The sequence below is a fragment of the Castellaniella sp. genome (assembly GCF_034007085.1).
In the GTDB taxonomy this organism is placed as follows: Bacteria; Pseudomonadota; Gammaproteobacteria; order Burkholderiales; family Burkholderiaceae_B; genus Castellaniella.
The window spans coordinates 1-11,799 of sequence record NZ_JAVERO010000064.1 but is presented as its reverse complement, the minus strand read 5'-3'; the positions used below and the strand labels follow the sequence as shown (position 1 = coordinate 11,799).

General features: G+C 64.6%; 10 protein-coding genes, 1 tRNA gene and 1 pseudogene. 11 read left to right on the top strand and 1 reads right to left on the bottom strand.

The features are described 5' to 3' along the window. Positions 1-308: pseudogene (locus RBR29_RS07295) on the bottom strand (hypothetical protein); the annotation flags it as partial. Between the two features lie 155 nt (positions 309-463). Between RBR29_RS07295 and RBR29_RS07290 the strand changes: the two are divergent. The 11 genes from RBR29_RS07290 to RBR29_RS07240 all read left to right on the top strand — a co-directional run bounded on the left by RBR29_RS07290 (position 464) and on the right by RBR29_RS07240 (position 11,761). Continuing rightward, entirely contained in the window at positions 464-844 is a 381-nt protein-coding gene (locus RBR29_RS07290; protein ID WP_320348302.1) for a DUF423 domain-containing protein, read from the top strand. A gap of 35 nt (positions 845-879) precedes the next feature. Beyond that, entirely contained in the window at positions 880-1,920 is a 1,041-nt protein-coding gene (locus RBR29_RS07285) for an adenosine deaminase (RefSeq protein WP_320348301.1), read from the top strand. Position 1,921: 1 nt separating this feature from the next. After that, entirely contained in the window at positions 1,922-2,560 is a 639-nt protein-coding gene (locus tag RBR29_RS07280) for a DNA-3-methyladenine glycosylase (RefSeq protein ID WP_320348300.1), read from the top strand. 313 nt (positions 2,561-2,873) lie between these two features. Then, positions 2,874-5,072, top strand: coding sequence for a 4Fe-4S binding protein (locus RBR29_RS07275; protein ID WP_320348303.1), 2,199 nt, complete (start codon positions 2,874-2,876; stop codon positions 5,070-5,072). A gap of 58 nt (positions 5,073-5,130) precedes the next feature. Continuing rightward, positions 5,131-7,038, top strand: a complete 1,908-nt coding sequence (nosZ, locus tag RBR29_RS07270; RefSeq protein ID WP_320348299.1) for a TAT-dependent nitrous-oxide reductase — start codon at positions 5,131-5,133, stop codon at positions 7,036-7,038. 3 nt (positions 7,039-7,041) lie between these two features. Beyond that, positions 7,042-8,322 (top strand): nitrous oxide reductase family maturation protein NosD, encoded by a 1,281-nt coding sequence (locus tag RBR29_RS07265; protein ID WP_320348298.1) that lies wholly within the window; start codon positions 7,042-7,044, stop codon positions 8,320-8,322. Beyond that, positions 8,319-9,221, top strand: coding sequence for an ABC transporter ATP-binding protein (locus tag RBR29_RS07260; RefSeq protein ID WP_320348297.1), 903 nt, complete (start codon positions 8,319-8,321; stop codon positions 9,219-9,221). Before RBR29_RS07265 ends, RBR29_RS07260 begins: the two co-directional genes overlap by 4 nt. Beyond that, positions 9,218-10,048, top strand: a complete 831-nt coding sequence (locus RBR29_RS07255) for an ABC transporter permease (protein WP_320348296.1) — start codon at positions 9,218-9,220, stop codon at positions 10,046-10,048. Before RBR29_RS07260 ends, RBR29_RS07255 begins: the two co-directional genes overlap by 4 nt. Beyond that, on the top strand, positions 10,045-10,605 hold the full coding sequence (locus RBR29_RS07250; RefSeq protein WP_320348295.1) for a nitrous oxide reductase accessory protein NosL: 561 nt from the start codon (positions 10,045-10,047) through the stop codon (positions 10,603-10,605). The genes RBR29_RS07255 and RBR29_RS07250 overlap by 4 nt, the downstream gene beginning before the upstream one ends. Further along, complete coding sequence (locus RBR29_RS07245; RefSeq protein ID WP_320348294.1) at positions 10,602-11,606, top strand: FAD:protein FMN transferase; 1,005 nt, start codon at positions 10,602-10,604, stop codon at positions 11,604-11,606. Before RBR29_RS07250 ends, RBR29_RS07245 begins: the two co-directional genes overlap by 4 nt. A 78-nt stretch (positions 11,607-11,684) precedes the next feature. Next, a tRNA-Arg gene (locus RBR29_RS07240) sits at positions 11,685-11,761 on the top strand. Positions 11,762-11,799 lie beyond the last annotated feature (38 nt).

The window sequence follows — 11,799 nt, the reverse complement described above, 5'->3', positions numbered from 1 at the left end:
AAAGCCAAAGACAGGAATTCGGACCACCCCGTATGAAATTCCACCACGTCGATGCGCACGCCCCGGCGATCGAACGCCTGCAGCACCGGCCCCTGGCGGTTGACCTCGGCCGCCAGCCGGAACAGGGCCGCACGGCCCAGCCGGGCACCCCAGGCTTCCAGTTCGGACTCAAAGGCGGTTGCTCCCTCGCGGCGCACGCCATCGGCCAGCGCTTCGTCCATCAAATACAGATTGCAATCGGGCAGATCAGGCACCTGATTGTCGCCACCGGGGATCGCCTGCGCCCTGTCTTCGAGATCGTGATGCATCCCTGTCCTCCTGCCATGAGCCGAATCCCAGTCTACCTGCGATCCCAGCCGATGGACAGACCATCTGGACGCACCGGCATCATGCGCCCCGCTGCATGCCGTTTTGCCTCATCCGGCGGATAAAATCGATCCGTCCTTTCTTCCGGAGACCCGATGTGACTCCCCGTTTCCTGATCCTGTGCGGCGCCCTGCTCCTGGCGCTGGGCGTGGCCGCTGGCGCCTTCGGCGCGCACGGCCTGCGACAGCTGGTTGCCCCCGATCTGCTGGATGTCTGGCGCACAGCGGCCCACTACCAGCTGATCCACGGCGCCGGGCTCTTGCTGGTGGCGGCCCTGTGGCCACGGCTGGCGCCAACGCCAGCCGCCTGGGCAGGCGGCCTGATGCTGGCCGGACTGCTGATCTTCAGCGGCAGCCTGTACGCCTTGGTGCTGACGGGGACACGCGCGCTGGGCGCCATCACTCCGGTCGGCGGCCTGCTGATGATCCTGTCCTGGCTGGCGCTCGCCTGGGCGGCCAGTCGCGCCCCCCGCTTATAATGGAAATCCGCCTGGCCCCGACTACTGGACTATCCATGACCGCCTCTCCCGACCACGAATGGCGCGACTGGCTGCGCGCCCTGCCCAAGGCCGAACTGCACCTGCACATCGAAGGCACGCTCGAACCCGAAATGATGTTCGAGCTGGCCGGGCGCAACGGGGTCACCCTGCCCTATGCCAGCGCCCAGGCCGTGCGCGACGCCTACCAGTTCACCGACCTGCAGTCCTTTCTGGACCTGTACTATGCCGGCGCCAGCGTTCTGGTCACCGAACAGGACTTCTACGACCTGGCCATGGCCTACCTGCGCCGCGCCCAGGCCGACGGCGTCGTTCACGCAGAACTCATGTTCGACCCCCAGACCCACACCCAGCGCGGCATCGCGCTGGACACGGTGTTCGCCGGGCTGGCGCGCGCCCTGCGCGAAACCCGCAGCACCCTGGGCATCAGCAGCTATCTGCTGCTCAGTTTCCTGCGCCACCTGTCCGAAGACGAGGCCTTCGCCACCCTGGATGCTGCCTTGCCGCTGCGCGAATCCTACGCCGACCTGTGGATCGGCATCGGCCTGGATTCGGCCGAGCGCGGCAATCCGCCTGAAAAATTCGCCCGCATCTACGCACGCTGCGCCGAGCTGGGCTTTCGCCTGGTGGCGCACGCGGGCGAAGAAGGCCCGGCGGACTACGTCCGCAGCGCCCTGGACACGCTCAAGGTCGCCCGCATCGATCACGGCGTGCGCAGCGACGAGGATCCCGCGCTGCTGCAGGATCTGATCCAGCGCCGCATTCCCCTGACCGTCTGCCCCCTGTCAAACCTGAAACTGGGCGTGGTGCGCCACCTGCGCGACCACAACCTGGCCCGGCTGCTGCGGGCAGGGGCCGTCGTGACCCTGAATTCCGACGACCCGGCCTATTTTGGCGGCTATGTACTGGACAATTACCTGGCCAGCGCCGACGCCCTGAATCTGAGCCAGGACGAACTGGTCACGCTGGCCGCCAACAGCCTGAAGGCTTCATTCCTGCCCCCCGCCGAACAGAACCGGCTGCTGGACCGCTTATCGGCTGCGGCCAGCCAGAACTGAAATGTCCGGCACCGATCCGCTCGCCCGCCTCGTCACTCCCGCCGACCCCATCCAGGGCGACTGCCACAGGCTCGACCGCGCCTTCTACGACCGGCCCGCAGAAACCGTGGCCCGCGACCTGCTGGGCCGCCTGCTGGTGCACGACACCCCGGACGGGCAGCGCATCGGCCGCATCGTCGAGGTCGAAGCCTACCTGGGCCCCGGCGACCTGGCAGCCCACACGTCACGCGGACGCACGGCACGCACCCAGGCCATGTTCGGCCCGCCCGGCCATGCCTACGTCTACCTGATCTACGGTATGCATCACTGCATGAACGTCGTCACCGGCCCCGAAGGCAGCGGTACGGCCGTGCTGCTGCGAGCACTGGCCCCCGTGCGGGGCCTGAACGCCTCGACCAGCGGGCCCGGCCGGCTGTGCCGCGCCATGGGCATTACCCGGGACCATTACGGCATCGACCTGTGCGGTGATACGCTGTGGCTGGCCCGCGACCATGCGCCCCGCCCCACCCACATTGCCGCCAGCCCACGCATCGGCGTGGACTACGCCGGCGAATGGGCGGCCAAGCCCCTGAGATTTGTCGTGCCGGACCACCCAGCCGTCAGCCAGGCGCCCAAACCAAGGCAAAAAAACAACACATAACCCGCCAGACCCACCCGGCAGGGTTTGAAAAGCATCAAAAGCCCGTACATTTTGTAGCGTTCGCGCGTTTCTTGATTCAACGCAAGACCAGGGTTAACCCCCATGGATAGGATGGTGACGTTCAATCACCTACTCCATTCCGTCCATGCGCAGCCTAACCACATCTCGACAGTCACGGTCCCTTGGCCTGATCTGGATCGTCTTCCTGTTCCTGATGTGGTCCTGTCTGAACGCCCCGCTCGCCGGGGCAGCACCCGCACCCCAGGCAGGCGGTGCGCAACAGGCCTTCAAATTTGGCCAGAGCGGCACGCCGATGGGCGCAGGCCCCCGGCTGGGCGCATTCCTGAAAAATCTCCAGCCTGCCGACATCATCCCCGGCGCCGACCGCGTCGGCCCCCCCGAAGGCAAGCCCGCCGTGGCCCGCGTGTACGCAGGCGACCAGCAGATCGGCTACGCCTACCTGACCACCGACATCGTCAATACCCGGGGCTATTCCAGCAAGCCGATCGACGTCGTCGTGGGCCTTTCCATGGACGGCGAAATCATCAGCGCCCGGCTGGTCGAACACCACGAACCCATCGTGCTGATCGGCATCCCCGAATCCAAGGTCCAGACCTTCATCGACGGTTACATCGGCAAGAACTACGTCAAGGAACCCCCTCGCCCCGGCGCGCCGCCGCCCGTGGACATTGTCAGCGGTGCCACCGTCACCCTGATGGTCGTCGGCGACAGCCTGACGCGTTCCGTGCTGGCCGTGGCGCGCCATTACGGCATCGGCCAAGACATCCAGGCCCAGGCTGCGCCTGTCGAACAGCGCTCCATCGACCTGTCCAAGACCGACACCGCATCCTGGGATGAACTGCTGAAATCCGGCGCCGTCGGCCACCTGCACCTGACGGTTGCCGACGTCAACAAGGCCTTCGAGGAAACCGGCCGCCAGGGCGCCATCGATCGCCCCGAGCCCGGCGACCCCCAGGACACCTTCATCGACCTGTATGCCGCCATGGTCAGCGTGCCGGGCATTGGCCGCAGCCTGCTGGGCGACGCTGAATACGACTACCTGCGCAGCCGCCTCAAACCCGGCCAACAGGCCATCCTGGTGGCCGGCAACGGCTATTCCTTCAAGGGATCGGGCTATGTTCGTGGCGGGGTGTTCGACCGCATCGAAGTCATCCAGGAAGAAAACAGCTTCCGCTTCACCGACCTGGACCACCAGCGGCTGGCCGACCTGATGGCCCCCGGCTCGCCCAGCTTCCGCGAGGTCTCACTGTTCACCGTGCCGGAAGACGCCGTCTTCGATCCCGTCGAGCCGTGGCGCCTGCAGCTTACCGTGCAGCGCGTGATCAGCGTGGATGAAAAGGCCTTCACCGCCTTCGTCCTGAACTACGACCTGCCCAAGTCCTACACCAAGGTCGATGCCCCGGCCGCGCAAACCGGCACCACAACCGCCGAAACCGCCGGAACGGCTGCACCTGCTGCGCAGCCGCCGATCGCCTACGACGACGACTCCGCCCCAGCACTGTGGAAACAGATCTGGCTTGCCAAGACCGTGCAGATCGCCCTGATTTCCATCGCGCTCCTGACCCTGATCATGGTGTTCTTCTTCCAGAACCAGATCGTCAAGCACGAAGTCTTCTACAAGCGGTTCCGCACAGTGTTCCTGATCTTCACGCTGTTCTGGATCGGCTGGTACGCCCAGGCACAGCTCTCGGTCGTGAACGTGCTCACGTTCACCACGTCGCTGCGCACGGACTTCAGCTGGGAATACTTCCTGATGGACCCGATCGTGTTCATCCTGTGGATCGCCACGGCCATGTCCCTGATCTTCTGGAACCGCGGCGCATTCTGCGGCTGGCTGTGCCCCTTCGGCGCGCTGCAGGAACTGACCAACCAGGTCGCCAAGAAACTGCACGTGCCCCAGATCAAGGTGCCGCACGGCCTGAACACCCGCCTGGCCGGCCTGAAATACGTCATCTTCCTGATCCTGTTCGGCATCTCGCTGTACGAACTGGGCACGGCCGAAAAATTCGCCGAGGTCGAACCCTTCAAGACCGCGATCATCCTGAAGTTCGTACGCGACTGGCCGTTCGTGGTCTTTGCCGCCGTGCTGCTGCTGGCCGGGCTGTTCATCGAACGCTTCTACTGCCGCTACCTGTGCCCGCTGGGCGCGGCCCTGGCGATTCCCGCACGGTTGCGCATCTTCGACTGGCTGCGTCGCTACAAGACCTGCGGCAACCCCTGCCAACTGTGCGCCGTGGACTGCCCCGTGCAGGCCATCAACCCGGAAGGCGACATCAATCCGAACGAATGCATCCAGTGCCTGAACTGCCAGCAGCTCTATCACAACGAAAAGCGCTGCCCGCACTTGATCCAGAAGAACGCCAAGCTCAAGCGCCACAAGGCGCCGCCGCCGGACGCCGGCATCCCGGGCGAAGTCGTTGCCAGCCGCAAGCCGACCGTACGCCCACGCGACCCGTCGTCCGATCCGCAACCCGTTTCGTCGAACCCATAGCGTCCTACCCCGGCCATCGTGCCGGAACGCTATGCCATCAACCCCTAGGGAGAACACCATGTCCGACCATACCAGCGACAAACCCGGCCTGAGCCGGCGAGGATTCCTCGGCACCGCTGCCCTGACGGGCGCCGCCGCCGTCGGCGCCACCCACCTGACGGCCAGCGCCAAGGATGACAAGAACAAGGGTCACCAGAGCGTCGAAGTCGCCCCCGGTGAGCTGGACGAATACTATGCCTTCAACTCGGGAGGGCAGTCAGGCGAAATCCGCATCCTTGGCCTGCCGTCCATGCGCGAACTCATGCGCATCCCGGTCTTCAATATGTGCAGCGCCACCGGCTGGGGCCGCACCAACGAAAGCCTGAAGATCCTGAACGAAAGTCTGACGCCGCAGACGCGCAAGTTCCTGAAGGACAACAATCTGAAAACGTTGCCCAACGGCGACGCGCACCACCCGCACATGTCCTTCACGGACAATACCTACGACGGCCGCTACATCTACATCAACGACAAGGCCAACACCCGCGTGGCCCGCGTGCGCTGCGACGTGATGAAGACCGACAAGATCGTCGAAATCCCCAACGCCGACGGCATCCACGGCCTGCGCCCGCAGCGCTACCCGAAGACCGGCTACGTGTTCTGCAACGGTGAACACATCGTGCCGCTGCCCAACGACGGTTCCGTGATGGACGACCCGAAAAAGAATTTCTGGGCCATCTACACCGCCGTGGACGGCGAAACCATGAAGGTCGCCTGGCAGGTCTTGGTCGACGGCAACCTGGACAACGGCGACGCCGACTACCAAGGCAAATATTCCTTTGCCACCTGCTACAACTCGGAAAAGGGCCTGACCGTCACCGAAATGTCCGCCAACGAGCAGGACTGGGCGGTGGTGTTCAACATCAAGCGCATCGAGGAAGCCGTCAAGAACGGCGACTACAAGGAAATGAACGGCGTGCCCGTCATCGACGGTCGCAAGGGTTCGAAATACACGCGCTACATTCCGGTGCCCAACTCGCCGCACGGCTGCAACGCCGCGCCCGACGGCATCCACGTGGTCTTCAACGGCAAGCTCTCGCCCACCGTCACGGTGATCGACGTGCGCAAGCTCGATGATCTGTTCGACGACAAGATCAAGGAACGCGACGTGGTCGTGGCCGAACCGCAGCTGGGCCTGGGCCCCCTGCACACGGCCTTCGATGGCCGCGGCAATGCCTACACCACCCTGTTCATCGACAGCCAGATGTGCAAGTGGAACATCGAAAAGGCCCGCCAGGCCTACGCGGGCAAGGACGTCGACCCCATCATCCAGAAACTGGACGTGCACTATCAGCCCGGCCACAACCACACCACGATGGGCGAAACCAAGGAAGCCGACGGCAAATGGCTGGTGTCGCTGAACAAGTTCTCCAAGGACCGCTTCCTGAACGTCGGCCCTCTGAAACCGGAAAACGACCAGTTGATCGACATCTCCGGCGACGAGATGAAACTGGTGCACGACGGCCCCAGCTTTGCCGAACCGCACGACATGCTGCTGGTGCACCGCTCCAAGGTCCGCCCCAAGCACATCTGGGATCGCGACGACCCCATGTGGGAAGACGTGCGCCAGATGGCGGCCAAGGACGGCGTCACCCTGGAATCGGCTGCCAACGTCATCCGTGACGGCAACAAGGTCCGGGTCTACATGACCGCGATCGCGCCGGTGTTCAGCCTGCCCAGCTTCGAAGTCAACGAAGGCGACGAGGTCACCGTCGTGGTCACCAACGTGGAACGCATCGAGGACCTGACCCACGGCTTCACGCTCAGCGGCTACGGCATCGCCATGGAAATCGGACCGCAGGCGACCTCCTCGGTCACCTTCACGGCCACGCGTCCAGGCGTGCATTGGTACTACTGCCAGTGGTTCTGCCATGCCCTGCACATGGAAATGTCGGGTCAAATGTATGTCAAACCGAAGAAGGCTTGACACATGCGCCCTCCCACCGTCCTGAGGGGCTTCTGCCTATGGCTGGGGGCTTTGGCCGCCAGCCATGGGGCGGTGCGCGCTGCCACGATCGACGTGCCTGCCGGTTCCGACCTGCAGGCCGCGATCGCGGCGGCGTCGCCAGGCGATGTCCTGCATCTCGCAGCGGGCGACTACCCTGGCAACCTCATCATCGACAAACCCCTGACGCTGCAAGGACCCGCTGACCGCAGCGCCCAGATCCTGGGCGAACGCACCGGCCGCACCGTCTGGATCCAGGCCGAAGACGTCGTCCTGCGGCATCTGACCGTGCGCCATTCGGGCCTGAGCCTGCCCGACATGGATGCGGGCGTCTTCCTGGACAAGACCGCCACCCGCGCCCACATCGTCGAAAACAACATCATCGACAATTCGGTTGGTGTCTATCTGTGGGGCGTTCAGGACGCCCTGGTAGAACACAACCGCATCATCGGCAACACCGGGCTGCGCGTCAACGAACGCGGCAATGGCGTGACCGTCTGGAATGCCCCCGGCTCGAAGGTCGTGGACAACGAAATTTCCGAAGGCCGCGACGGCATCTATTCCAACAACAGTTCGAAGAACCTGTTTGCCCGCAACGTCTTCCGCGATGTCCGCTATTCGGTGCACTACATGTACACCAACAACAGCGAGGTCAGCGACAACATCTCGCTGGGCAATGAGATCGGCTTTGCGATCATGTTCTCGCGCCACATCAAGGTCACGAACAACATCGCCACCCAGAGCAAGTTCCAGGGGTTGATGCTCAACGCCACCGATTATTCGACCATTTCCGGCAATGTCATGGTCGGCGCCGAAAAATGCGTCTTCATCTACAACTCCAATTTCAACATCCTGGCCGACAACCTTTTCCAGGATTGCGAGATCGGCGTGCATTACACCGGCTCCGAGGGCAACGAGATATCCGGCAATGCCTTCGTGCAGAACCAGAATCAGGTCAAGTACGTGGGTACCCGCTATATCGAATGGTCCAAGGACGGGCGCGGCAACTACTGGTCCGACCTGTCGGCCTTCGACCTGGACGGTGACGGGATTGCCGACACCGCCTACCGCCCCAATGGCATCATCGATCAGGTCGTCTGGCGCGCGCCCAACGCGCGGTTGCTGCTCAACAGTCCGGCCGTGACCATCGTCCGCTGGGCCCAGTCCCAGTTCCCCGCGATCCTGCCCGGCGGCGTGATCGACAGCGCGCCCCTGATGGCGATCCCGGACACGCCAACCCGAAAAAAATTCGAGACCCTGCAATGACCGTCACAGCGCCTCCGATCGAACTTCGATCCGTCACCAAACGCTACGCCGCGCTGCGGGCCGTGGACAATGTCAGCCTGTTCATCGAGCCCGGCGAATGCGTGATCCTGGCCGGCCACAACGGCGCCGGCAAAAGCACCCTGATCAAGCTGATCCTGGGCCTGATCCGCCCGGAAGCCGGCTCGGTGCGCGTGCTGGGCGAGGCCGTCGGCACACCGGCCGCCGCCCGCGCCCGCCGCCACATCGGCTATCTGCCAGAAACCGTCGCCCTGCATCCATCGCTGACGGGGGCTGAAACCCTGGCGTTCTATGCCCACCTGAAAGGCCTGTCCACGGATGGCAACACCGCCCTGCTCTCGCGGGTCGGCATCGCCGAAGCCGCCCGGCGCCGTGTGGGCGGCTATTCCAAGGGCATGCGCCAGCGCCTGGCCCTGGCCCAGGCGCTGCTCGGCACCCCCCGGGTGCTGCTGCTGGACGAACCGACCACAGGCCTGGATCCCGCTTCACGCCTGCTGTTCTACGACATCGTGCGCGAACTGCGCGATGCCGGGGTCGCCATCCTGCTGTCCACCCATGCCCTGGCCGAACTCGAAGGCCTGGCCGACCGCGTCATCGTCATGTGCAAGGGCCAGAAGATCGCCGACGGCACCCTGGGCGACCTGCGCCGCGAAGCCGATCTGCCGGTCCGCATCCGCCTGACGCTGGACACCGATCCCATCCAGCCCCCCGAAGGCTGGCGGCGCCTCGGCGCCAACCGCATCGAACTGACCTGCGCCGAAGCCGACAAGCTGAATCGATTGCGCGACGCCCAGGCCATACCCAACATCCGCGACATCGAACTGGAACACCCCGGACTCGACGAAATGTACGCACAATTCCTGCGCCGGGAGGACGCATGAATCCGACCCCTATCCTGATCCGCAAGGAAATCCGCGACGGCCTGCGCAATCGCTGGGTGCTCGCCATCACCGCATTGCTGGCCATGCTGGCCCTGTCGCTGGGGTTCCTGGGCAGTGCGCCGACCGGCACCGTCAAGGTCGACCCCCTGACCGTGACCGTCGTCAGCCTGTCCAGCCTGTCGATCTTCCTGATCCCGCTGATCGCCATGCTGCTGTCCTATGACGCCATCGTGGGCGAAATCGACCGGGGCACCATGGCCCTGCTGCTCAGCTACCCGATTGCGCGGCGCCAGGTTCTGGCCGGCAAATTTCTCGGCCATCTGGCCATCCTGGCACTGGCCACGGTGGCCGGCTATGGCATCGCCGGATTGGCGCTGCAGCTGGCGCATGGCGGCCTGGATCTGGAGGCCTGGACCCCCTTTGCCCTGTTGATCGCCGCCAGCATCCTGCTGGGCGCCAGTTTCCTGTCGCTGGGCTACCTGATCAGCGCCCTGGTCCAGGAACGCGCCACCGCTGCCGGTGTCGCCATCGGCGTCTGGCTGTTCCTGGTGGTGATCTACGACATGGTGCTGCTGGGCGTGCTGGTCGCCGATCAGGGCCGGATCATCACCGCGCCCCTGCTCAACACCATCCTGCTGTTCAACCCGACCGACGTCTACCGCCTGCTGAACCTGACCGGCCATGAAAACATCGCCATGTTCGCCGGCATGGCCGGCCTGAGCGACCAGGCCACCCTGTCCACCGGCATCCTGGTGCTGGCCCAGATCCTGTGGATCGTCGTGCCCCTGGGCCTGGCCGCCGTCGTGTTCAACCGGAGGGCGCTATGAACAGATCGCACTTGGCACGTCTGATCGGCGCCGCCCTGCTGGCCGTCCTGCTGGCTGGCTGCGTCGATGACGACGACGCTTCTTCTTCACCGCCTCCTCCCGTGGCCATGACGGACGCAGCCATCGGCCATTATTGCGGCATGTATCTCGATGAACACATCGGCCCCAAGGGCCAGATCCTCTTGCGCGACCAGGATGCTCCGGTCTGGTTTTCCACCATCCGCGAAGTCTTCGCCTACACGATCCTGCCCGAAGAACCCAAGACCATCATCGCCATCTATGTACAGGACATGGGACGCGCCGGCCCGGACGGCAACCCGCCGGCCGATGCCTGGATCGACGCCCGGACGGCCCATTACCTGATCGAAAGCAACGTGGTCGGCGGCATGGGCGCGCCTGACGCCCTGCCCTTTTCCCGGCTGGAAGACGCGCAAGCCTACGCCACCCGCCACGGTGGGCGCATCGTGGGTTTCAAGGACATGCCCGAAGACTACGTCCTGCGCGCCCCCGACTTCACGAACAGTGCGGAGCCCGATTCCGCTGGAGCCCACTCATGAATACACCCCAAATCCCCCGCCGACGGTTTCTCGGCATCCTTGCCGCCAGCGCCGCGCTGGTTGGCCCCAGCACCCTCCACGCAGCCCTGCGCACCCCTGGATCCTGGCCCGAACCGGTGACCTGGAACGGCATCGCGCTGGGCGCCGATGCGCAACTGCAATTGCTGCATCCCGACCGCGCCCACGCCGAACGTCTGGTTCGCCTGGCCGTCGCCGAAGTCCACCGCCTGGAACAGGTCTTCAGCCTGTACCGCGAGGACAGCGCCCTGTCGCGCCTGAATCGCCAGGGCCGCCTGGACAATCCGCCTTCGGACCTGAGCCGCCTGCTGTCCCAGGCCATTGCCTTCGGTGAACGGACCGATGGGCTGTTCGACCCCAGCGTGCAAGTGCTCTGGGACCTGTATGCCGCCCGCGTGCGCGCCAATCAGCCGCTGCCCCCGGATCCCGATGCGCTGCGGGCCGCGCTGACCAAGGTGGACTACCGCGCCATCCGCATCGATGACAAGGCCATCGTGCTGGAACACCCCGGCATGGCGCTGACCCTGAACGGCATTGCCCAGGGCTACATCACTGACCGGGTGACCGAACTGCTGCGAGCCAACGGCCTGGAACACGCCATGGTGGACATGGGCGAAGCCCGCGCCCTGGGCGTGCCTGCGTCCGACCGCCCCTGGCGTGCCGGCATTGCCGATCCTCAGAATCCTGCCCGTGTGCTGGACAGCATCGATCTATCGGATCAGGCGCTGGCCACCTCGGGGGGCTATGGCACGCCACTGGACCCCAGCGGCCACTTCACGCACCTGTTCAACCCGCATACGGGCCAGGCAACGCCGCGCTGGCGCAGCGTCACCGTGCGCGCAGCCGACGCGACGACTGCAGACGCGCTGTCGACGGCCTTTGCCCAGATGCCGATCGATACGATCCGTGGTATGATTTCGCGCTTTCCAGTTCAGGCATGGCTGATCGCGCCGGATGACGGCTCGTTGATCCGCCTGAGTTGACTGGAAACCGCGTTTTTGAAAACGCACCAGAAGCAACATGACAAGCCTTGAAAAGCGCGTTATAATTTCGCTTCTTTAGCGGCTGTAGCTCAGTTGGATAGAGTACTTGGCTACGAACCAAGGGGTCGTGGGTTCGAATCCTGCCAGCCGCGCCAGAATGATCCTGTTGTCTCAACAGGTTAGAAGCCGCCTA